Annotated in this window: 20 protein-coding genes; 14 read left to right on the top strand and 6 right to left on the bottom strand. The window is 59.0% G+C overall.

Features of this window, described 5'->3' with window-relative positions:
* On the top strand, window positions 1-648 hold a 648-nt coding region (locus J2Z75_RS24830), incomplete at its 5' end, for a M10 family metallopeptidase C-terminal domain-containing protein (RefSeq protein ID WP_407692815.1).
* Window positions 649-912: 264 nt separating this feature from the next.
* Window positions 913-1,104, top strand: coding sequence for a DUF1150 family protein (locus J2Z75_RS24825; protein WP_209855818.1), 192 nt, complete (start codon window positions 913-915; stop codon window positions 1,102-1,104).
* Between the two features lie 456 nt (window positions 1,105-1,560).
* On the opposite strand, the gene J2Z75_RS24820 is transcribed toward J2Z75_RS24825, so the two are convergent.
* The 3 genes from J2Z75_RS24820 to J2Z75_RS24810 all read right to left on the bottom strand — a co-directional run bounded on the left by J2Z75_RS24820 (window position 1,561) and on the right by J2Z75_RS24810 (window position 5,300).
* The gene (locus J2Z75_RS24820) at window positions 1,561-1,797 is read right to left on the bottom strand and encodes a hypothetical protein (RefSeq protein WP_209855815.1); all 237 of its coding nucleotides are present in this window, start codon (window positions 1,795-1,797) and stop codon (window positions 1,561-1,563) included.
* A 920-nt stretch (window positions 1,798-2,717) separates the two neighbouring features.
* A complete protein-coding gene (locus J2Z75_RS24815) occupies window positions 2,718-2,927 on the bottom strand; it encodes a hypothetical protein (RefSeq protein ID WP_209855812.1) in 210 nt (69 codons plus the stop codon).
* Between the two features lie 468 nt (window positions 2,928-3,395).
* Complete coding sequence (locus J2Z75_RS24810; RefSeq protein ID WP_209855809.1) at window positions 3,396-5,300, bottom strand: adenylate/guanylate cyclase domain-containing protein; 1,905 nt, start codon at window positions 5,298-5,300, stop codon at window positions 3,396-3,398.
* Between the two features lie 429 nt (window positions 5,301-5,729).
* Here J2Z75_RS24810 and J2Z75_RS24805 point away from each other — a divergent pair, with 429 nt between their 5' ends.
* The 4 genes from J2Z75_RS24805 (at window position 5,730) to J2Z75_RS24790 (ending at window position 10,412) form a co-directional block, all read left to right on the top strand.
* The gene (locus J2Z75_RS24805) at window positions 5,730-6,665 is read left to right on the top strand and encodes an XdhC family protein (protein ID WP_209855806.1); all 936 of its coding nucleotides are present in this window, start codon (window positions 5,730-5,732) and stop codon (window positions 6,663-6,665) included.
* A gap of 305 nt (window positions 6,666-6,970) precedes the next feature.
* Window positions 6,971-7,345, top strand: a complete 375-nt coding sequence (locus J2Z75_RS24800; protein WP_209855804.1) for a c-type cytochrome — start codon at window positions 6,971-6,973, stop codon at window positions 7,343-7,345.
* Between the two features lie 328 nt (window positions 7,346-7,673).
* A complete protein-coding gene (locus J2Z75_RS24795; RefSeq protein ID WP_209855800.1) occupies window positions 7,674-8,147 on the top strand; it encodes a (2Fe-2S)-binding protein in 474 nt (157 codons plus the stop codon).
* Between the two features lie 12 nt (window positions 8,148-8,159).
* Window positions 8,160-10,412, top strand: a complete 2,253-nt coding sequence (locus J2Z75_RS24790) for a xanthine dehydrogenase family protein molybdopterin-binding subunit (protein WP_209855798.1) — start codon at window positions 8,160-8,162, stop codon at window positions 10,410-10,412.
* Between the two features lie 198 nt (window positions 10,413-10,610).
* Here J2Z75_RS24790 and J2Z75_RS24785 read toward each other — a convergent pair whose 3' ends face one another.
* Window positions 10,611-11,504 (bottom strand): LysR family transcriptional regulator, encoded by an 894-nt coding sequence (locus J2Z75_RS24785; protein ID WP_209855795.1) that lies wholly within the window; start codon window positions 11,502-11,504, stop codon window positions 10,611-10,613.
* Between the two features lie 115 nt (window positions 11,505-11,619).
* On the opposite strand from J2Z75_RS24785, the gene J2Z75_RS24780 reads away from it, so the two are divergent.
* The 5 genes from J2Z75_RS24780 (at window position 11,620) to J2Z75_RS24760 (ending at window position 15,184) form a co-directional block, all read left to right on the top strand.
* Window positions 11,620-12,786 carry an NADH-dependent flavin oxidoreductase gene (locus J2Z75_RS24780; protein WP_209855793.1) on the top strand — a complete coding sequence of 389 codons (1,167 nt, stop codon included), beginning with the start codon at window positions 11,620-11,622 and terminating at the stop codon, window positions 12,784-12,786.
* Window positions 12,787-12,822: 36 nt separating this feature from the next.
* Window positions 12,823-13,662: an SDR family oxidoreductase gene (locus tag J2Z75_RS24775; protein ID WP_209855790.1), complete on the top strand. Its 840-nt coding sequence runs from the start codon at window positions 12,823-12,825 to the stop codon at window positions 13,660-13,662.
* Window positions 13,663-13,732: 70 nt separating this feature from the next.
* Entirely contained in the window at window positions 13,733-14,206 is a 474-nt protein-coding gene (locus tag J2Z75_RS24770; RefSeq protein WP_209855787.1) for a cytochrome P460 family protein, read from the top strand.
* Entirely contained in the window at window positions 14,206-14,955 is a 750-nt protein-coding gene (locus tag J2Z75_RS24765) for a DUF4405 domain-containing protein (RefSeq protein ID WP_234937540.1), read from the top strand. The genes J2Z75_RS24770 and J2Z75_RS24765 overlap by 1 nt, the downstream gene beginning before the upstream one ends.
* Window positions 14,942-15,184, top strand: coding sequence for a hypothetical protein (locus J2Z75_RS24760; protein ID WP_209855784.1), 243 nt, complete (start codon window positions 14,942-14,944; stop codon window positions 15,182-15,184). Before J2Z75_RS24765 ends, J2Z75_RS24760 begins: the two co-directional genes overlap by 14 nt.
* Here J2Z75_RS24760 and J2Z75_RS24755 read toward each other — a convergent pair.
* Both J2Z75_RS24755 and J2Z75_RS24750 read right to left on the bottom strand, forming a co-directional pair.
* The gene (locus J2Z75_RS24755) at window positions 15,181-16,497 is read right to left on the bottom strand and encodes a HAMP domain-containing sensor histidine kinase (RefSeq protein WP_209855781.1); all 1,317 of its coding nucleotides are present in this window, start codon (window positions 16,495-16,497) and stop codon (window positions 15,181-15,183) included. The genes J2Z75_RS24760 and J2Z75_RS24755 overlap by 4 nt on opposite strands.
* A gap of 2 nt (window positions 16,498-16,499) precedes the next feature.
* On the bottom strand, window positions 16,500-17,186 hold the full coding sequence (locus tag J2Z75_RS24750) for a response regulator (protein WP_209855779.1): 687 nt from the start codon (window positions 17,184-17,186) through the stop codon (window positions 16,500-16,502).
* 148 nt (window positions 17,187-17,334) lie between these two features.
* On the opposite strand from J2Z75_RS24750, the gene J2Z75_RS24745 reads away from it, so the two are divergent.
* Genes J2Z75_RS24745 through J2Z75_RS24735 form a run of 3 tightly spaced genes read left to right on the top strand, consistent with a single transcriptional unit; the run spans window position 17,335 to window position 22,945 of the window.
* Window positions 17,335-18,762 (top strand): efflux transporter outer membrane subunit, encoded by a 1,428-nt coding sequence (locus J2Z75_RS24745; RefSeq protein WP_209855777.1) that lies wholly within the window; start codon window positions 17,335-17,337, stop codon window positions 18,760-18,762.
* A complete protein-coding gene (locus tag J2Z75_RS24740; RefSeq protein ID WP_209855776.1) occupies window positions 18,762-19,892 on the top strand; it encodes an efflux RND transporter periplasmic adaptor subunit in 1,131 nt (376 codons plus the stop codon). Before J2Z75_RS24745 ends, J2Z75_RS24740 begins: the two co-directional genes overlap by 1 nt.
* Window positions 19,889-22,945 (top strand): efflux RND transporter permease subunit, encoded by a 3,057-nt coding sequence (locus J2Z75_RS24735; RefSeq protein WP_209855775.1) that lies wholly within the window; start codon window positions 19,889-19,891, stop codon window positions 22,943-22,945. Before J2Z75_RS24740 ends, J2Z75_RS24735 begins: the two co-directional genes overlap by 4 nt.
* Window positions 22,946-22,963: the final 18 nt, after the last annotated feature.

Raw genomic sequence — 22,963 nt, 5'->3', positions numbered from 1 at the left:
GGTGGCTCGGGCAATGACCTTCTGAATGGAGGCGCCGGCGCCGACAAGCTCGACGGTGGTACAGGGACGGACACCGCCGCCTATTACGGCGCATCCGCAGGCGTGACGGCCAGTCTCGCCAATGCGTCTATCAATACCGGCCATGCCAAGGGCGACGTCTATGTGTCGATCGAGCGGCTGACAGGTTCGTCCTATGGCGACAAGCTCTACGGCAACGGCAGCGCCAATCTGCTCGCCGGTGGATCCGGCAACGATGTCCTTAACGGCGGCAGCGGTAATGATACGCTTTATGGCGGCAGCGGTGCTGACGATCTGACGGGCGGTGCGGGTGCAGACACCTTCGTCTTTAGAACACTGGTCGACACGACCACGGCGCGCGCGGGGCGGGATTCGATCTTCGACTTCTCCGTCACCGGCAATGACAGGATTGACCTGTCGGCCATCGATGCGAACACGTCGGCTTCAGGCAATCAGGCATTCTGGTACCTGGGAACATCTGCCTTCACCGGACACGCCGGCGAACTGCGGTATATCAAGCAGGCCTCCGACACCTACGTCTATGGCGATGTCAACGGCGACAAGACGGCTGATTTCGCCATTCACCTCGATGACGCCCTCAGCCTGGAGAAAGGCGATTTCGTTCTTTAAGAAAAGGCGACGGTAGAGACCGGCCTGGCTCCCGGGCATCAAAGGGTGAGCCTGCAAAGCATTTGTTTTTGCGGATTTAGTGTGATGCCGCAGGTCGACAACCGTACAATATCCGTTCGGCCGCCGTTCGTGATTGGTGTAGCGAAGCCTCATGTTCGGTTTATCAAGGGAACGGTTGCAGATAGTTTAGCTGGTCGAGCCGATGACATAAGCCGCGCTAGACATCACAATCCGCCCCTGTTTCTCATTTCAGGAGACGACTGCATGGAAGCCGATCGCACCGAGTTCCCCGCATCAACCGATCATACTGGCTATATCCGCAAGGTCGATGTCGAGGGTGATACCATGTGGGCTCTGGTCGATTTCGATGGCGATCCGATCTGCATAGCCAATCGGAAATCGTCGATCTATTTCTTCGCTAGAAATCACGATATCAAGGTCGTGCTTCTACACTGACATTCGAACGGAGCGGGTATCCGCCATCAGTGCCGGCACGAGGAACAAGACAAGATCGCGAGAAGCAGTATTTTCTCGTTAAAAGCCGAAAAGCGAGTCTTACAATACCGGCGCGGGCGCTCGGGCCATCGACGCGGCGCCACGCGAGACTGGCCAGGGCCGGCGCATGTCACCGGCCGCGACAGGCTTTGATTACGGCCTCGGCCCATTGCCGTTCCGGGAGCAGATCGGCGGCTATCTCGGGCACGGCAACGTGCATATCAAGGTAGAGGACGGTCGGTTCCGATCACTCTGCCTTCCGAGGCTTCAACACGCCCGGATCCACGGCCCGGCACAAGCTGAACGGATGCTATCAAGAAGGGGTACCGCTGTTCCGGCGTTTGAACTCATTCAAGGGCACCGCTTGAGTGCGCGGCGCCTTGCGCGGAAGGCGCTACCGCGATCCAACCAGAACGCTTATCGCCGTGGCAGCATTTTGCGGCCAGCGTTACGGATTGTAAGTGCCGAATCTGCCATCTGCGCAACAAGCCCACCAGCAATCGCTGAGGTGAGAGCCTCGGTGTAATTCTGGCCTTCGAGCCCGTGCTTTTTGGCATGGCTTTCGACTGCGCCGCGTGTCGCGGTCGGTGAAACGCCCCATCGGGTATTGTGGAAGGCGTTGATGATGATCTGGTATTTTTCGGTGAGGGTCATGGTGGTACTCCGGTGGGCTGTCGTGGTGCTACCAGTAAGTCGACCAAGTTGATAGGTTTGTTCTGCGTGGCGGACGCCGAAGGCGGCATGGACGGACATCCGTTAAAATCGTTGGAAATGGCGCCGTAGCCTCATTGGGGAAACGGGGGCAGGACCGACCGGCCTTCAAGCGCGCTGCCGTCTGACGCGGCATGGCTGATTTGGTTGAGGCCTGATCGCGCTTTCGCAGGTCAGGCCTCGTGCCGCCGTTCAGGGCCGAATCTGCGGGGCGACAATTCAAGATAGCGCTTTTCGACACGCAACGATCTACCAGAAAAAGAGGTACACCATGACTGTTCGCAAGCGGACGATGCTCGGCGTCGTGCACGTCACTGCTACGCCTCAGGTTGGGGCTAGGGTAGGGGGTGCCGGCATTCGCGCCATCCATAAGGCGGCTGATCCGACATCCGCTACAACGAAACTATCAATCCGGATGGCCACGCCGAATTGGCCGTGGCAAGGGGACGGTTAGCGCTCATGTCGCCGGGTTTAATTCGATCTCCTATAGCCTGCCGATGGTCGGCGGCATTGACGCCAAGAACCGGCCGGATTTCGACCCCGTCAGGGATGCGGAGCTCGTCACGTTGAAGCGGCGGATGCATGATGGACCGTCGATTTCCCCGCCATCAAGTGGTGCGGCCATCGCGACCTGTCACCCGGCAAGACCGGCAAGGGGGGCATCGACTCATTCGAACATCGAAGCCTGCCCGTGCTTCGACGTGCTTCCATTGGCGCAGGAACTCGGCCTGCCGATCGCTGATCTGCGGCGAAAGCGTTTTGACTGTCCGCGATGCGCGTTTTTTCAACGGTGTGTATTTGCGAGGCGTTTTAGAACCTGCTGCCTCGATTGGTGGCCGGCTCTTCTACAGTGTATCTCGACATCAATGTTGATTGCTCGCTGCTGCAATCGGTATTGGTCCCCTTGCCAATTGCCACTCGTCGATAACCCCGAGCTGGAACATCTCCATCAGTTGACCAGCGGCAAATTGTGCTGCGACCCCATCAGGGCTTATGCCGAGGTGCATGCATCGACCAGAAAGCGCACGCTTCAGAAGCTCAATATCCTCGTCCGACAATTTTCGATTGATCATGCTGCCCCCCAAGCCCTAGCGGGGCGAGTTTGTCGATGTCTCGGCCTCTGCGCAATTGCTGAATCTAGCCGTCAGGACGATTGAAGCATGGATTGTTGTTGAACTTAGGGAGCCGTTGCCTCGATCGCCATCGTCCGGCCCCCATTCATTCCATGACCCCCGCCGTCGTGGGTGAAAGGGCCGCGGCTGGCCAATACCTCATTGTCCGGACCCGGACGACCGGCAACGAAGGCGGCTTATTGTGATATGGTTCGCTATCATTACGGCGCGACCTGAGCCACCTCGCGGCCAGTCTGCGGGTTGGCGTGCCAAGCCCCGGTGACAGAAATGTCCCGGGGCTTTCGTCGTTCGGAGGGGCAGGGCGATGATCCTCACCCCGTCGCGGCGGTGAAACGCCAGTCTGGACCAGCGGATGCAGCCGTCAGGTTACAAACGCTGACGCAGCAGTCGGAACTCTTGAGAGTAGAGCTAAGATGACAATGCACGCCGTTGAAGCGAGACCGTTTCGGGAGCCTTGGCGCGGGCCAGATCCGCGAGAAATCGTTCCATCAGCGTGGAATCACCAAACCGACGATAGTCGCGCTCTGATTGGAGCGAGAAGTCGGGCTTGGCCTTGACCAAACTGGCCATGGTCTCCCTGGCCTTGTCCAGCTCCGAGCGACCCGCCTGCAATGCGGTCTGAATGAGCAGGCAGTTTGAATCCTGCGGCGCACGGATCAGGCACTCTTGTATAACGTTCGCAGCCTCATCGCTGCGACCAGCCGCATAAAGCGCCTGACCATGGACATAAGCATAGTATTCCGGAGCCATGGGATGAAGACGGCGGGCACGCTCGGCATTGCGTAACGCCCCATCGTAGTCACCAAAACGAACTTGGGCCTTTGCGAGCGCCATCATGCTGTCAGGATCGTTCGGATTGAGTTCCACTGACCGCTGTCCAGCTTGCAAAGCACCGGCATAGTCGCCGCTTGCTGCCAAGCCGAAGCTTAACACCTGATATCCCATCGCCAAATTTGGATCGAGCCGGATAGATTGACGCGCCTCGCTCAAACCAATCTCGAGGTCTCGGTCTGTGGCGCGACCGCTGACGCTCTGCGCGACATCCAAGATATAGGTCATGCCGAGATTGGCACGCGCCACGGCATAGGCAGGGTCCAGTTCCAACGCCCGTTGGAAAAGGCCTCGGGCGGAAAGAAGCGCCTCGGCATCTTTTGAATCGTGCGTGAAGCGAGCCCGTGCCTGCAGAACGAGGTCGTAGGCCTGCAGATTCTTGGTTGGGCGTTTTATCGCCTCTGCAACTTCTGACTTGCGTACAAAGGAGACAAGATTGGCAACGATCTCGGACGTCAATTCGCTTTCGACCGTGAATATATCATCGATATGGCGGTCGTAGCTGCGCGACCAGAGGTGGGCTCCACTGTTAACGTCGATAAGTTGGGCCGCAACGCGGAGTTTATCACCCACCCGTCGCGCGCTGCCTTCGACCACGTATGCCACACCCAATTTCTCGCCGACCTTGCGAACATCGGCTTCCTGGCCTCGCATTGCATAGGTGGAGTTGCGGGCAATCACCTGGAGTTCAGAGTTACGGGCAAGCTCCGTGGTGATGTCTTCCGTCAGGCCGTCGGCAAAGTAGGCCTGTGTTGGCTCGCCGCTCATATTATTGAAAGGCATAACAGCCACAGACGGCCGAGGATCGGTGCGTTGGCCGCCGGCAAGCGCCGATAACTCAGCCGGTATCCGGCCGATCATGGCCGCAAGAGGAAGCGGCTGAATTGAAATTCCAATGAGCACGAGCGAGGCAGCCCCAAGACAATAAGCAAGACGAGCGCTTACGTGCGGGGCAAAAGACGTGAACCCACCCCATTTGGTTCTCGGCTGTCCTTTACCCCTGACCCTATAGACATCGAGTGGTTCAGGAATGTTTTTGGCATAGCGACGTCCAATGCGGAAAAACTCGTCTCCTCGGCTCCGGTCAGCGCTCAGCACCACCGCACCACTCACGAAGATACTGCCCGGATCTGCCATCGCCTCAAGGCGCGAAGCGACATTCACACCATCGCCATACATGTCACCATTATCCTCGATGACATCGCCCAGATTGATGCCGATCCGAAACTCGAAGGGCCGCGCTTCAAAGCCGTTCTGAATCTCTATCGCCGCATTCAACGCTTCGTTGACACTCGGGAATGTGGCAAGGAAGCCATCCCCACTGTTTTTGAATGTTCGGCCGCCGTGGTGCTGGACCGCTGGCTCGATCACGTCGTCGAAAACGGAACGCAACTCCGCATACGTCGTTGCTTCGTTTTCAGCCATGAGCCGACTGTAGCCGACAATGTCCCCGGCCATAATCGCTGCGAGCTTACGTTGCATGGCCGAACTATCCGTGTGCATTTCTATCTCGCTCTACTGACGAATGCCCTTCTGGGTGGGAGATCCCGGCATGGGCAGCGTAGAGGAGCAGAGATACCAGACATCAAGCCATCCGATTACCCGTCATTGCTCGCATGAGGTTATGAGTGCAGCTTCTGAATAGGCGAATTTCAGCGATGCACACACTGTCTCGCGAGCCTCTCCGAGCGAACAATAACTCTACTGACCTCTATGCCGTGACGGACATCTGAAGGGTCAAGGACTACGGGTGCAAAGCGAGGTGCAACGTCAGTCGACGATCGATGGCTGCCGCGTATTCATGAACCCCATTTCTAACATCATGCGGATTGCACCGTCTAATACTCTGTCATGAGGCGCGGTATCGATTGCCAATCGGACACAGGAGTTTGGGTTGAGCAAGGAGCCTTTATGCAGAAGTCGTCCCCCCTTCTAAACACCACTCCAGCTACTCCGTACTGCGCGATCATGACGGACGATGCCGAAACGATCCTGAATTATGCCGGCGAAGGCGCAGAAAGTCAGTTTGGCAGCGCGCTCGTCACCTTGGTGGACATTCGTGGGGGAGCTTCCCGTGCGCTTGGCGCTCAGATGGCTGTGCGGGGTGACGGTGGTTACTGCGGCTATGTCTCGGGAGGCTGCACCGAGGCGGCGGTTGCGGCCGAAGCGATCGAAGCCATTGGCAAAGGAGTCGACAGGTATTTGCTTCTTGGAGAAGGATCGCGGTTTTTCGACATTGTCCTTCCTTGCGGCGGCGGCATTACTCTGGCAATCCACGTGTTGAAAGACGCCAATCCTGTGCGGGAGGTTCTGGCCCTGCTTCGATCACGCAGGCGCGTTGCTCTTGGCTACGATCCGCATCGCCAGTCCGTCAGGGTTATCGGCCCGTCCATTAATGCAGGCTGGGGCGATGGTTTGTTCGTTCGTCGCTATCGACCCAAGGCGCGCCTGATTTTGTGCGGACGCGGCATCGAACTGGATACGACAACGCGGCTCGCAACCGCTTCGGCGTTCGAGACCTTGTCATTCGATGGCCGATCACCTGCGAAAATTGACGACGATGTCGATCAGGACACAGCCGTTGCCCTGTTGTTTCATGATATCGATCAGGAAATCCCGTTCCTTAAAGCGGCACTCGCACAAGAACCTTTCTATCTCGGTGCCCTGGGCAGCCGGCGAACCCACGAAAAGCGCTGTCAGGCTCTGCTCGCGCTTGGGTACAGCGAAACTCAGATCGAGCGCATCAAGGCGCCGATTGGGATGTTCGGTCCCGTACGCGATGCCGGTGCCCTTGCACTATCCGTGCTGGCGGATGTGGGGGGCGCATATTCGAATAGATCGAGTTGACTGGTCCTTGGGACGAGGCTCTAGCCCAATCCGCTCATTCCAGTTGCCTCTCACCCGAATGCCGTTTGAATCGGCGCATTCAGAAATCCCGTTTCTAGGCTCATGCAGTTAATGCCGCCTAATCCGGAGTCAGTCAGCGAGGTATCGTGCTGCATGAAGGTTGACGGTGAAGATCGGCAGTCTTTGGCTCATGGCTGGGCCGCGGGGATTCTCCGCGAACCACCGCTGGTAGCAACGATACTGACGCGCGCAACTCCATCGTCCTTTCATGGATTTCACAGCCTGCTTATTCGGGAAGAACACGCATGATAAAAATTCTGGCTTCCGTTTCGTCCACTGCTCTGGTTCTTCTGTCAACCATAGCCCCCGCCGTTGCGGAGGGAGATGCAGCCTTGGGGCAAAAAGCGTTTCAGCGCTGTTCCGCCTGCCATTCGACCACGGACCAGAAAAAGGCAGGGCCAGGTCTTGGCGGCGTTGTTGGACGCGCAGCCGGCTCTGTGGAGGGTGTCCGCTATTCGGCGGCCATGAAGGCGTCGGGATTGGTATGGGACGAGGCGACGTTGGATCGGTTTCTGGCAGCGCCTCGTGATGTTGTGCCGAAAACCACGATGTCCGTGAGCGTGCCCAAGCCTGAGGATCGGCAGAATATCATCGCCTACCTGAAGTCCCTGCCTCAATAGGGGCGACCGGCTGCCGAGCATGGAACCCGTTTGGCGATGCCGCTGGGACCTGGTCCCCAGTTGAGGTGGTTCCTCGTGTTGTCGCATCGCATTCAGAAACCGCATTTCTAACCTCATGCAGTTTGCCCGAACTAATCCGGTATTGCCGGACGCGCTATCGTCGCCGCGGAGAGCAGGCCCCTGGTCAACTGCGTCTTGTTCATCCTGGAGATTGGCGCCGGCACCGCCGTCGCCGCCGGTTTCCTTTGAGGCGGTCGGTTCCAACGGCCGGCTGCAAAACCGCAGGCACCGAGACTATCGATATGAAATATAGGAGAACCGACCAGCCATGATCACACTGAATATCAACGGCAGTCAGCACGAGGTCGATGCCGACCCGGACATGCCCATCCTTTGGGTTCTGCGCGACACGCTCGGAATGACCGGTACCAAGTTCGGTTGCGGCGCAGCGCTTTGCGGCGCGTGCACCGTGCATCTGGATGGCGAGGCCGTCCGCTCCTGCAGCACGCCTGTTTCCGCTGCCGAGGGTCTGAAAATCACCACCATCGAAAAAACCACCGACGGCAGCGACCGCGTTGGCGCCGCCGTGCATGCGGCCTGGGTCAAGCACGACGTGGCGCAGTGCGGTTATTGTCAGAGCGGTCAGATCATGAGCGCCACGGCTTTCCTTGCATCCCTGCCCTCCGGTTCGCAGCCGACGGCCGAGGAGATCGATGCCGCAATGGAAGGCAATATCTGTCGCTGCGGAACTTATGTCCGTATCCGCGCCGCCATAGCCGACGCTGCCAGCACTCTCGTCTAAAGGAGACGCCGTATGTTGCCGAACCCGAACATCGACTATAGCGAATTACCGCGTGCACTGCAGCACATGCTGGAACGTAGCCGCTCAAAGGTGGCCGAAGCGATGCCACGCCGCAGTTTTCTCAAGCTGACGGGGTCTCTCGGCCTCGCTGTCGGCATTTTCCCCCACATGGCCGCAGCGCAGTCTACAAACACCGATGCGGCAGCAGCCAGCCTGAAGCCGACCGAGCAGCCCTCTGCATTCGTTCAGATCGCGCCAAATGGCGAAGTGACGGTCACGATCAACCGGCTGGAGTTCGGTCAGGGCGTTCAGACGGCATTGCCGATGATCCTTGCCGAAGAACTCGATGCGGACTGGAGCCTGGTCCGCAGCCAGCTCGGCACCAATGATGCGGCCTACGTCGATCCGCTCTTCGGCATCCACCTCACCGGTGGTTCGAACACCATCAAGAACAGCTTTACGCAATATCGCGAACTCGGCGCCCGCGTTCGCGCCATGCTGCTTTCCGCAGCGGCGGCGCGCTTGAACGTGGATGTTTCCACACTGCGAACCGAGGCTGGTGTGGTTCTGGCTACCGGTGGCCGCAAGCTCGGTTATGGAGAGCTTGCCGAGGCGGCGATGGCTTTGCCCGTGCCTCAGACGATTGCGCTGAAGGACCCGAAGGATTTCCGCATTATCGGCAAGCCCACCCAGCGCCTGGACGCACAGGCCAAGAGCAGTGGCCAGCAAAGTTTTGGCATCGACTTCAAGCTGCCGGGACAATTGACGGCCGTTGTGGCCCGTCCTCCGGTGTTCGGAGCCAGGATTGCCTCTCTGGACGACAGTGCAGCACGCGCGATAAAGGGCGTAAAAGCCGTTTTGCGGATTCCCTTGGACCGCGGCGCCGAGGGCGTGACAGTTATCGCCGACGGATATTGGCAGGCCAGCCAGGGTCGTGATGCCCTCAAGGTGGAATGGGACACATCGGCTGTGGAAAAGGTCGATAGTGAAAAGCAGCTCGCTCAGTTTCGCGAGATTGCCACTCGCCCCGGTCCGCGCCAGTTCGATGCCGACATGGCACCACTCGAAACGGCGCCCCTCAGTCTGGAAGCCGAGTTCGTGTTCCCATATCTCGCCCACGCGGCAATGGAACCGCTGAACTGCACGGTTCGGCTTTCCGACGATCGTGCCGAGATCTGGATGGGGAGCCAAAGTGCCGGGCTCGACGCCGGCGCTGCCGCAACCGTGCTTGGCCTCAAGCCGGAACAGGTCGTGGTGAATGTGCTGACGTCGGGTGGCGGTTTCGGCCGACGCTTTTCCAGCAGCAGCGACACGGCGATGGAAGCCTGTCAAATAGCCAAAGCCGCCAAGGCGGCAGGGCTGGACGCTCCGGTGCGCATGCTCTGGAGCCGCGAGGACGATATGAGGGGCGGCTACTACCGTCCAACGCATCTTCACCGCGCCCGCATCGGATTTGACAAGCAAGGCAACGTACTGGCATGGGACCACACCATCGTCGGCCAGTCCATACTGACGGGAACCGTGTTCGAGAAGTTCCAGGTGAAGAACGGCATCGATGCCGCCACGACCGAAGGGATGCGGAACCCCTATCCGCTTCCCATGCGCCTGACAGTGCATCATCCCGTTGTCAATGTGCCGGTTCTTTGGTGGCGCAGCGTTGGCTCCACCCATACGGCTTTCGTGATGGAGACGTTGCTTGACGATATAGCGCGAGCCACCGACCAGGACCCGGTTTCCTACCGTATGAAGATGTTTGGCGAGGAGCACACTCGTCATCGCGATGCACTGCAACTCGCCGTAGACAAGAGCGGTTACGGCAGCAAGACCCTGGCCGAAGGCAGGGGCTGGGGTGTGGCCGTACATGAATCCTTTTCATCCGTGGTGGCCTACGTGGTGGAAGCCTCCGTTGTCGATGGACAGCCGAAGCTGCATCGGGTCACTGCCGGGGTTCACTGCAATCTGGCCGTCAACCCCAGGACAGTGGAAGCGCAGGTACAGGGCGCGGCGATCATGGGCTTGTCGACGTGCCTTGCCGGCTCGGAAATTACGCTCAAGGACGGTGTCGTGGAACAAGGCAACTTCAGCGAATACACGATGGCAAGGATCACTGATGTGCCGGAGTTTGATGTCAACATCGTACCAAGCGCGGATGCACCGACAGGCATGGGCGAGCCCGGCCTGCCACCATTGGCACCTGCATTTGCCAATGCCATCTCGCGTCTGACAGGCAAGCCGGTTCGGCAGATGCCTTTCAACCTGGCTTAGACCCACATCGGGACGAAAACTTGATCCGGTCCTGTGCGCCGCTGGATGTAGCGGCCGCACAGGACCGAGGTGTTTTTCAATTGCGTGGCGCAACGCATCTCGATGAACCCAGATTGAGGTCGCAACCGGATCACCATGAGGCAACATTCATTGCATGACGTTAGAATTGGGATTTCTGAATGGGCCCCAGACGGTTCGCTAGTCTTTGAAACGGAGCGCCTCGACGAGGAGAGCAAACGCAGCCGTATGCTGACGCCTGCTCGGGTAATAAAGGTGATAGCCCGGGAACGGCTGGCACCAATCGTCCAGGACCCGGATCAGTCGGCCGTCTTCAATATATTGCGAGACCTGGCTTTCGAATGTGTAGGCAAGTGCCAATCCGTCCAGGGCAGCGGCTTCGAGCAGTTGACCGTCGTTGATGATAATTGGCCCGTTCATCCTGACCTGAAGCTCCTCGCCATCACGCCCGAACTCCCAGGCATACAACCCACCTCCTGTGGTCTGACGGTAGTTTACTCCCCGATGCTCCCCGAGATCGCGGGGCGTTATCGGGATTTTGCGGTTCTCGAAGTAGGACGGCGATCCGACGACTGCCATGCGCAGGTCCGGGCCGATCCTGACGGCCACCATGTCCTTCTGAACCTGTTCCCCAATGCGGATACCTGCGTCGAACCGGTCCGCCACAATATCGGTAAGGCCCTCATCAAGGATGATCTCCATTTCGATGTCCGGATATTCCGCCAGGAACGTGGTGACGACAGGCCAGAGCACGCTCGTGGCGGCATATCGGAACGTCGTGATGCGGATCGTGCCTGCGGGCTTGTCGCGCAGCGCGGTGATGGCTGCGATTTCGCTTTCGATGTTTTCAAACGAGGGCCGAAGGTTTCGCAGCATGCGTTGCCCGGCATCGGTCAGCGACAGGCTTCGTGTGGTGCGTGAGATCAGCCGCACCCCGAGCCTCTGTTCCAGCGTCCTGACCGAGTAACTGACAGCAGACTGGGAAAGCCCCAGCTTGGCGGCTGCGCGCGTAAAACTTCCGGCCTCGGCGACGGCGATGAAGGCCGCAAGTTCGCTGAAATCACCGTGTCTCATTTATCAGTCCCATTTCTAACTTCATGCAGATTATAGCAACTAATCATCGTTTGTCTTCATTGCTATTTGCCATTTCACAAACTGTGCAAACGGCAAGCAAGAGAGATCATCGATCATGGAAGCCACCCAACCACTGTATGAACCGTTCGTCTTCGCCAACGGGCTCACGCTTCGAAACAGGGTCGTCATGGCCCCGATGACGACGTGGTCGGCGAACGACGATGGAACTGTCTCTGATGAGGAAGTTGCCTACTATCGACGCAGGGTGAACGGCGTGGGCCTCGTTCTGACGGGCTGCACGCATGTTTCGCCCAATGGCATCGGGTTCACGGGCGAATTCGCTTCTTATGACGACAGCTTCACGCCAAGCCTCCGGCGTCTGGCCGTGGCAGCCAAGAGCGGCGGTGCGCCAGCGGTTCTCCAGATTTTCCACGCTGGGAACAAGGCCGTGCCAGGACTCATTCCCGGCGGAGACGTCGTGAGTGCCAGCGCACTGCAAGTTCCTGCCGGCCCCTTCAATCCGGGCGGCGTCACCACACGCGCACTGAGCCATGGCGAAATCCAAGACATAATTTCCGCGTTCGGCGAGGCAACACGCCGCGCCATCGAAGCAGGCTTCGATGGCATCGAACTCCATGGTGCCCATGGATTCCTAATCCAGAACTTCTTTTCACCACTCTACAATCATCGCGACGACGAGTGGGGAGGCACGCTGGAAAACCGGATGCGGTTCCCGCTCGCCGTGGTCAGTGAGGTAAGGCGGGTAATAGGTACATACGCGACGCGTCCATTCCTTCTTGGATATCGGGTCTCGCCCGAGGAATCGGAACCGGGCGGCCTTCGTATAAACGACACCTACACGCTTATCGAGCATCTCATCGACAGCGGGGCGGACTACATCCATGCATCACTGTCGAGTGTGCTCGAAGCCAAGCCCCTCGAAGCCATCGATGATCGTAGCATCGCTGAACTGATCGCCGCCAGGGTTGCCGGACGCGTTCCGGTTATCGCCGCTGGCCAGGTCAGAACACCCCAACAGGCGGAAAGCGCCCTCAATCTGGGCCTTTCGCTCGTGGCTGTCGGCCAGGGGCTGGTGATAAACCCGGACTGGGTCGAACTTTCACAGTGGGACGACGGGAATCTGATCGAGATAGAGATCAGGACCACGGCAATCCCGGAAATCGTCCTTCCAGCCAAGCTCTGGGGCGTCATCGAGGCAGCCACCGGCTGGTTCAACATCAACGATGATCACGCAGCGCAGCGGCAGAAGGCCAGCGCCTAGAGCCTCTGCGCACAATTTACAATGAAGGAAGATTCTATGAGTAAAGTCTGGATGATCACAGGAGCCGGGCGCGGCATGGGCCTGGACTTCGCCAAGGCGGTTCTGGCTGCCGGCGACAAGCTCGTTGCAACCGGCCGCAATCCGGAGCGCGTTGCCAAGGCTATCGGCCCATCGGAAAACCTGCTGGTCGTCGCGCTGGATGTAACCAAGCCGGCCGATGCGGATTTCGCTGTTAAGGCCGCACTCGAACGCTTTGGCCGCATCGACATACTGGTCAACAATGCCGCGAGCTTCCAAGCAGGCTATTTTGAGGAATTGACGCCGGCCCAGATATATCTGCAACTGGCCAGTAGTCTTATCGGCCCCATGAGCGTCACCCGCGCTGTCCTGCCGGTGATGCGCCATCAGGGGGCAGGGAGGATCATCTCGATCTCGTCGACGGCCAGCCTGCTGGGCTTTGAGTTCTGCAGCGCCTACTCCGCCTCGAAGTTTGCCCTCGATGGGTGGATGGAATCGCTGCAGCCGGAAGTGGCGCCGTTCGGCATTGAAACGATGATCGTCAATCCGGGCTTCTTCCGCACCGAATTATTGACCGATGAATCAACCCAATATGCCCCGCCGTCTGTCAGCGACTACGACGAAAGGCGCGCCCAGCACCTCGCCTTCTGGAAGTCCGCCAACGGCCAGCAACCCGGCGATCCGGCCAAACTCGCCCAAGCGCTGATCACCCTGGTCAATCAGCCGGAGCTACCCCGCCGGTTCATCGCCGGAGCGGATGCTGTTGGCATGGTGGAACAGAAAATCGTGCTGCTGCAGCAACAGATCGACGCCCACCGGGAGCTTTCAAGTTCGCTTGCCTTCGAGGTGAAAGCTTAGGTTTTCCTCTGCGGGGGCGTCACGGACGCCCCCGCAACCACGTAATCTTCAAATCCCGCAGGAGGTTTTCATGCGCTTCATTTCGCGCTGCGTAGGTCTAGCGGCCGCCGCCATGCTCATCCTCGCGATGTCGGGGCCTGGTGTTCGCGCTGATACCAATCGCGCGACGTTCCCGAAGGATTTCGACAAGTACGTTCTTTACGCCACCTATGACCGGGGAGCCTCCAAGGAGGAGGCCTTCGCAAAGCCCGAAACGATTGCGCTTTCCAAGTCCGGTAATCCGCTGCCGGCCGGCACGCAGCTCGTCCTGGGCATCTGGACGGATTATAAGCTCACGGGCTACTTCGTCATGGAAAAAGGTGTGGGCTGGGGTCAGGACGTCGATGAGAAATTGCGCACGGGCGACTGGCATTTCCAGCAATTTGATACCGAAGGACAAGTCAACCGGACCGCGATCGCCGAGCGGTGCCAGGCCTGTCACCAGTCGCAGGAAAGCAATGATTTCATGTTCACCATCGACCGGATGCGGGCCTATCTGCCCTGATGTCGCTGTTTCGCGCGCGTCTGCTGATGGACCTTGTGGCTGCCGCCCTGCTGCTGACCGCTCTGGCCTACGACTGGCTTGGCAATGCCACGCATGAAATTGTCGGCACGGTCATGTTCCTGCTGCTGATCGCTCACAACACCTTCAACCGTCGCTGGTACGGGTCGGCGGCCAAAAGCGGCCGCGACGCGCGCGGTTGGCTCAACATCGCCAGCATCCTGGCGCTCCTGGTGACGATGTTGACACTCGTGGCGACCAGCGTTGTGATCTCCCGCACCGTGTTCAGCTTCCTGCCGCTCAGCGGTTCGTTTGGTGCCCGTCAAATCCACGGGCTCGCGGCCTACTGGGCGCTGCTGCTGGCGTCTATCCACCTCGGTATGCGCTGGCCGCTCATTATGGCCGCAGTCCGCAGCCTGATCGGGATTACCCGTCCCAATCGGGTCCGCACCATGGTCCTCCGCGTTATCGCTGTCGCGATTGCGGTCTACGGGATCCACAGTTGGATGGTCATCGGCGTCGGGCCCAAGCTCATGGCAGAGATCATGTTGAACTTCTGGAACTTCGAGGAAGCGGCGGTGGAGTTCTTCGTGCGCCACGCCGCGATCGTCGGGCTTTGCGCGTTTCTCGTCCATTATTGCACTTTGGGGATGAAGAGCATTGGCCGTGGGAGGAGACATCTGCTTCAATCCGGGTGTCATCCGGAGACACAAAACACGCGAAAGGATACAACTCGCGATGCCTCTATATGATGTGGCGGCAGAAATGTCCGCGGGCGTTCGTCGTTCGCGGTTTCTCGATCTGAAGCTGTTTTTCCCAGGCGGTTACCGCGTCCATGGCTGCCATCACACGGGCGACATGGCCGGCACTTCGAGCGTCGCCGGCCGATGGTCCGGTGTCTTTCCAATCACCGCCGTCTGGATGAAATCCCGGATGATCGGCGTGAACCGTTGTCGCGATGCGTCCTCGTTGCGGGCTTAACGAACATCGCGCCCGACGCCAAGGGACAGCTGGCGGCTATTGACTGGTGGCGCGATAGCCGGAATTGTAATCTCCATGCGAAGACCGCCGGACGCCTTGTTTTGGGCGGTCGCCCTGCCGCCATGCCATTCGGCTGCCCGGCGCGTGATAGCAAGCCCGAGGCCGAACCCTGAGCGCGCGGTGGCCGTTGAACTTTGAGAGAATGGCTGGAAAATGGCCTCCAATTCCGCTTCCGGAACACCGAGGCCTTCGTCCTCTATCGACAGTAAAAGCTGATTCCCCTTCACCTCCGAGCTGACAAGAACCGATGTGCCAGCCTCGGTGTGTGTGATCGCGTTGCGGATCACGTTTTCGAGTGCCCGGTAAATCAGTTCGCCATTGACCGAGGCCACACACGAATCGACACCCTTGTACTGGACCTCTATGCCGCGGGCCTGCCCTTCGAAGCCGGCGTCTTCAACAATCTCGCGAACAAGATCGATGACATCCAGCGTCTGCCGGTCAAAGCGCAGAGTATCGCGTTCAGACAGCCTTGCCAGCGTCAGGATTTCCTCAACCAGTTCGTCGAGGCGTTCAACCTCCCGTCCCATTCGTTCGATCATCGCCGTCAGCCGCATGGGGTTTTGCTGCAACACGCCGATGGCTGCCTGCAGCCTCGACAACGGCGAGCGAAGCTCGTGGGAGACATCATGGAACAACTGTTGCTGTGCGACCTGAAGTTCCTGGAGCCGCGCCGCGGTGATGTCCAGGTCGTGTGCCAGAGATGTTATCTCGTCGCGCTTGCTGCCGATCGTATGTGCTATTCGAACATCGAGCTGGCCGTTAGCCAGGGAGCGAAGTCCGTAGCGCAGCTGCTCGACCGGCGTAATGAAATAACGGGCCAGCCAGTAAGCCGCCGCCGCGGCGGCAAGAAGTGCCGCCAGCCAGGGAACCGTCCTTGGCCACGTCCTGGAAATCATGCCCCGCGCCGAACCAGTGATCTCCATCCGGTAGCAATTCCCATCCCTCACTGCGTTTCTAACGAGGTCGTTGCCAGTGGCCGAGGTGCAGTCGATCGCCAGCCCCATCGGGTTTATGCTGATCTGGATGTTGCGGCCAGTTCGTTGCATGGCCGCAATCAGCTTTGTCGCTGCGTCCACTCCGTCTGATTGCAGAATCTGCGCTGTCGTTTCCAGCGCAAGGATATGCTCACGGTTTACGACTTCTTCCTCGAACGGTGATTGAAAAAGCATGCTGATCGCAAAGAGCAGCGCTATGGACCCCGCCATGGCCAACCATACGACGGTGAAGAACTTCCAGAACAGTCGACGCATTGCTAGCCTTCCAGTAGCTGATAGCCACGACCTCTCACGGCCTGTATCCAGGACTGTCCGTCCGCGCGGGCCCCGAGCTTTTGACGAATGCTGCTGATATGGACGTCGATCCGCCGATCGAATGCGGTCAGGGGTTTGCCGAAAGCACGCAGCGAGATCTCTTGCTTGGAGACGAGTTGGCCGGCGGACCGGACGAGAACCTCCAGCAGGCTGAACTCTGTGCCGGTCAGCTCAAGCTGTGCACCATGCCACTGGGCTTTCCGGTTCGATGGATAGAGGACCAGTGCGCCGGTCTTTAGTTCTTCTACCGCGCCATCCCGCTCACTGCGGCCGGAACGGCGCAGGATCGCGCGGATTCGGGCAGCCAGTTCGCCTGGCGAACAGGGTTTGGAAACATAGTCATCCGCTCCCAGATTGAGACCGGAAATACGGTCGATATCGTCACCGCGGGCCGTCAGCATCAGCACCGGCACGTCGCTCACCTGCCGGATTTTCCGCAGGACCTCGATGCCATTCATACGCGGCATCATGATATCCAGAACGATGAGATCGGTTGAGGACGACATGGCTTCGGCGACACCGATCCTGCCATCCGCGGTTGTCTCGACGGCGAAACCTTCCTCGGTCAGGTATTCGCCGAGCAAATTCGTGAGCTCGATATCATCATCGATCAAAAGCACCTTGGTCATGTCTTGCATCCGTCAGGTCGATGCATGCACCTTTAAGGCTTGCAGGCCGCGGATACAGCACTTTTACCTAACTTAACACGTTCTTGACCGACATTAACATCACGATCCCTATAGTGCGGCCGACAGCTTTCGAGGCAGCACGGATCCCATGCGCAGTATAGTTTTTTCTTCAATTTCGATCTTCGCCACGATGGCGTTGCTCACCGGCTGCACCAGCTTGGGCGAACTGAAACCTTCAAGGTCTGTCGTGGCTACCGGCTGGCACGCGACGTTGCCGCATGGTGGTCGTTCGACCGACCTTCTGGCCTGGTGGGCGAGCTTCAAGGACCCCTCGCTGGATGGATTGCTGAGCCTGGCGGAACGCGAAAATCCCTCCGTCCAGGAAGCCGTCGCCAATATCCACAAGGCTCGAGCCACGCTCGATACCGCTAGGGCAGGCCTTTTCCCGTCACTCGATGGTTCTGCCACCGCAACGCGCGAGGGCAACAAGGGGGACGATGTCAACAGGATCACGGCTGGAACCAGTAAAGGTGGTGCTCTGGATGCCGCATGGGAGCTCGATCTGTTCGGCAAGACCAAGAAAGAGGCACAGGCTTCGGCGTTACGGGCTGAAGGTCAGATCTGGTCGTGGCATGACGCACGGCTTTCCGTCGCGGCCGAAGTCGGTGATTACTATGTCCAGTATCGCGCTTGTCGTCAGCTGGAACGGCTTTACCGGGATGAGCTTGCCTCGCAGAGAGAAACGATCCGTGTCACGGAAAAATCGGCGCAGTCAGGATTTACCTCGACGGCCGATCTGGCGCTTGCCCGTGCCAGCGCAGCAACCTCCTCGTCCAGCCTGACTGCTCAGCGTGGGGATTGCGAGATCATTGTCAAATCGCTGGTCCAGCTGACAGGCGGCGACGAACTCGTCGTCAGAAAACTGCTGGAACAGGGAAAGAGCCGCATTCCTCAGCCATCAGCGTTGCGCATCACCTCGGTTCCCGCTGACGTCTTGCGGCAAAGACCTGACATCAATGCCCTGGAAGCCGAAGTTGCGGCGAGCATCGCAGACGTCGGTGCAGCAAAGGCTGATCTGTATCCCAGTCTCAGCCTGAGCGGATCGATTTCGATCAGCCAGTCCACAGTAACAGGCAGATCGGTCCCATGGTCGTTCGGGCCGGCGCTGTCGATACCGCTGCTTGACGGCGGGACAAGACGGGCGGCGGTGCGAAGCGCCGTCGCGGACTATGATATTGCGGTCGCGAGTTACAAGAGCGGCGTCCTGACGGCTGTCGCCGACGTCGAGACGGCGCTCATCCGGGTCAATACAGCGCTGCAGCGGATCAACGATGCCAAAACGGCGGCTGACAACTATCAAAACTATTTCAGCTCAGTCGATCAGAACTGGAAGTCCGGCGGGGTCAGTATCCTTGACCGCGAAGAAGCCCGTCGCTCGGCGCAATCGGCAGCTATCACCCTCATCGAAATCAGGCGCGACGCGATCCAGTACTGGATCGCGCTCTACAAGGCTCTGGGAGGCGGCTGGTCCGCCTCGGACGACGCCTCGATTGCCTCTGTCAACGGAATACACTGATGCGTAGATTTACTTTCCTTCCTGTCGTCACGGCGCTCGCCCTGACGTCTAATCTTGCGCTCAGCGTCACGGCCCGAAGCCAGGAGGTCGAACAGAAAGGCGCTCAAGCGGCGGCTTTGACTGTTAGCATTGCCAGGCCGGAGGTTTCTTTATGGCCGGTGACCATCCCTGCGAGTGGCCGCCTCGCTGCATGGCATGAGGCAATCATCGCCGCCGAGGTCAGTGGACAGAGGATCATTGATGTCAGGGCGGATGTCGGTACGTCGGTGAAGAAAGGCGACCTGCTCGTGCAGTTCGCACCCGAGACCGCGCAAGCGGAACTGGAACAACAGCAGGCTTCCGTCGAACAGGCCGAAGCCGACCTTGACCAGGCGACGGCAAACGCCGACCGTGCGCGAGGACTGACAGGATCCGGTGCGCTATCGAGCCAGCAGACGACGGAATATCTGATTACTGAGCGTAAGGCGAAGGCCGAGCTCTCCTCAGCGAAGGCCGCGTTGACATCCGCTCAACTGACATTGGACCGCACCAAGATTTACGCGATAGACGATGGCGTGATTTCCGAACGCTCTGCATCTCTTGGAAAGGTCGTCACCGCCGGCGACGAATTGTTCAAGCTGATCCGACAGAACCGGGTCGAATGGCAGGCTGAGTTACCTTTAAAGCGACTGGCGGACGTCAAGGAAGGCACAAAGGCGGTCATTCCCACCCCGGTCGGTGAAGTGAAGGGTAAGGTCAGGCTGATCGCGCCGACGACATCGACGGACAATGGTCGCGTGACGGTCTATGTGGCCCTTTATCCCGATGCGGGCATGCCGCAACCGAAAACCGGCATCCTGGTCAGTGGCTATTTCGAGTTCGATCGCACGGAGGCGCTGACGGTACCGGCGACCGCCGTTGTGATGCGGGACGGCTTTTCGTACGTCTTTATCCTGAATGACGCAGACCAGCCAACGGTCGCGCGAAAGCGCGTCCAGACCGGCCGGCGGCAGGATGATCGCGTCGAGATCGTTACGGGAATCGAGAAGGCCGACAAAGTCGTGACGTCAGGTGGCGCATTCCTCGCTGACGGTTCAGCTGTGCGGGTATCCGAAGGCACTGAAACGGCCAAGACGGAGGAGACGAAATGAATTTCTCCTCGTGGTCCATCCGCAATCCCGTTCCGCCCATCCTGCTTTTTGCATTGCTGACCGCCTGTGGCCTATGGGCCTTCAATCGTCTCGACATCCAAAATTTCCCCGATATGGATCTTCCAACAATCGAGATCAGCGCTTCGCTCGACGGGGCGGCAGCCTCCCAGCTTGAAACCGAGGTGGCGCGCAAGATCGAGGATGAGCTGACGGGCCTTACCCAGCTGGATTCCGTGACCACGACGATCACTGACGGCTCGGTGAGCATCTCTGTCGCGTTCGAAGTGGGAAAGGACACTCAAGAAGCGCTGGACGAGGTGAAAAGCGCTGTCGACCAGGCGCAGGACGACCTGCCGAAGGACATGAATGCACCAACCGTCTCGAAACAGTCGTTGAACGCTTCGCCGCTGATCACCTATGTGGTGCGTTCCGACACACTGGACGATGCGGAACTGTCGTGGTTCATCGACAACGACATGTCACGCGCGCTGATGGCTGTGGACGGTGTTGGCGAAGTCGGTCGCCTCGGAGGCATCGATCGGGAAGTCAGGGTGGAGCTCAACGCAAACCTGCTTGACGGCCTGGGATTGACCGCAAACGATGTCAACGGGCAGCTTGAAGCGGTGCAATCCGATCTTTCAGGTGGGAAAGGACGGATTGGCGGCGAAAGCCAGTCGGTCCGCACTTTGGCGGCTGCGGACAGCGCCGATCAGCTTAGCGCAACGCCTATTCCGCTGCCAAAGGGAAGCTGGGTTCGACTGGATGAACTCGGCACCGTCACCGATTCCCACAGCGATGTTACTTCGCTTGCCTATCTGAACGGCAAACCGGTCATTGCGGCCCAGATCAAGCGTTCCAAAGGGTATTCCGATATTGCGGTCACCGAGAATGTCCGCGAAGCCATGAAGGCGTTTGCCGCGGCCAATCCCCGCGTGACAATCGAGGAAGCCTACAACACGATTGTTCCGACCGAGCAGAATTATGAATCGTCGATGCACATGGTCTACGAAGGCGCGTTGATCGCGATCTTTGTGGTCTGGCTTTTCCTGCGCGATTGGCGTGCGACGCTTCTGGCTGCCGTTGCATTGCCGCTATCGATCGTACCCACGTTTCTTGTGATGTATCTGCTTGACTACAGTTTGAACACGATCACGCTCCTGGCGTTGTCGTTGGTCGTTGGAATTCTCGTCGACGACGCGATCGTCGAGATCGAGAACATCGAGCGACACCTCAATATGGGAAAAAGTCCTTTCGAAGCGGCGATGGAGGCGGCCGACGAAATCGGCCTGGCGGTTATCGCCACCACGTTCACCTTGGTCGCCGTGTTTTTGCCCACCGCCTTCATGGGCGGAATTCCAGGCATCATCTTCAAGCAATTCGGCATCACGGCTTCCGTCGCCGTTCTCGCCTCGCTTTTGGTCGCGCGGTTGGTCACGCCGATGATGGCGGCCTACATCATGAAGGCGACAGACAAGGCGCACGAAGACGACGGTCGCTTGATGCAGGCCTATCTCTGGCTGGTCAAAGGTGCGCTTCGGCATCGCTGGATCCCAGTGCTCGGGACTGTAGGGTTCCTGGCATTCTCGGCCTTGCTCCTGACCAATCTGTCGACTGGCTTTTTCCCGGCGTCCGACGACGGGCAGACCCAGGTTTCCATTACCACGCCTCCCGGGTCGACGATTGAATCGACTGACGCCGCCGCGCGGAAGGCATCCGCGATCATCGCCGGCGTGGATCATGTCACCTCGGTGTTTCAGGCAACGGGCACAGCCTCCACCGGCGGCATGAACAGTACATCGAATGCGAGCACCGACAGCGCCACGATCGTCGTCAACCTCACACCGATTGACGATCGTGATATCAAGCAGTCACAGATCGAAGCGGATTTGCGCACGGCCCTGGAGAAGCTGCCCGGTGTTCGTGTCGAGATAGGCTCCGGCGGCAATGGCACAGAGCTCACGCTTACGCTGGCGGGCGATGATTCCGAACTTCTGGAGCAGGCGGCAGGCAGCCTTGAGGCCGAACTGCGCACCCTGTCTGGTATCGGCAATGTCACGTCGTCTGCGGCCAAGCAATCGCCGGAGATTACAATCAAACCGGATTTGGCTGAAGCCGCGTCGCTGGGAGTAACGTCTCAAGCTATCGCCGAGGCTATCCGCGTTGCGACTGCGGGCGCCTACGACACCGCCTTGTCCCAGCTCAATCTACCGGAACGCCAGGTGCCTATCCGGGTTATGCTGGACACAAAAAGCCGACAGTCACTGGATGCAGTTTCCCTTATCCCCGTTGAAGGCAAGGAGGGCAACGTTTCGCTCGGCGCTGTTGCGGATATTTCGATAGGATCCAGCCCAAGTCAAATCGATCGCCTCGATCGGTCACGCAATGTCTCGCTTACCATCGAATTGAATGGCAGAAGCCTGTCGGACGTGACGGCGGAGGCCGCCCGGTTGCCCAGCTATCAGAATTTACCGCAGGGTGTGAAATTTGTTGAGCAGGGCGAATTGAAGCGTCAGAGCGAGCTGTTCACCAGTTTCGGCACGGCGATGGCGATTGGCATCTTCTGCATCTACGCCGTTCTGGTTCTTCTGTTCCATGACTTCCTTCAGCCTGTGACAATCCTGATGGCCCTGCCGCTGGCGCTTGGCGGCGCCCTGCTGCCGCTGGTCCTGACCGGTACAGCCTTCTCCATGCCCGCCGTGATCGGTCTGCTGCTATTGATGGGGATCGTGTCCAAAAACTCGATCCTGCTCGTCGAGTACGCTATAGAGGCACGGAGAGGTGGCATGTCTCGCTACGACGCGCTTGTCGATGCATGCCACAAGCGGGCACGACCGATCATCATGACGACCATCGCCATGGCGGGTGGCATGTTGCCGGCCGCACTGAGCCTCGTGTCGGGTGACTCGAGCTTTCGCCAGCCCATGGGCATCGTCGTGATTGGAGGACTGATTACCTCGACCTTCCTGAGTCTCCTGGTCATCCCGGTTGTGTTCACACTGCTGGATGATGTGCTGGGCCTGTTCAAGGCAAGGTTTCAAAAGAGCAAGGCGTAAACGGTCATTGGCTTGCGG

The organism is Rhizobium herbae (assembly GCF_017873135.1).
Taxonomy (GTDB): domain Bacteria; phylum Pseudomonadota; class Alphaproteobacteria; order Rhizobiales; family Rhizobiaceae; genus Pararhizobium; species Pararhizobium herbae.
The sequence above is the reverse complement of the archived record's forward strand: the minus strand, read 5'-3'. Positions and strand labels throughout refer to the sequence as shown.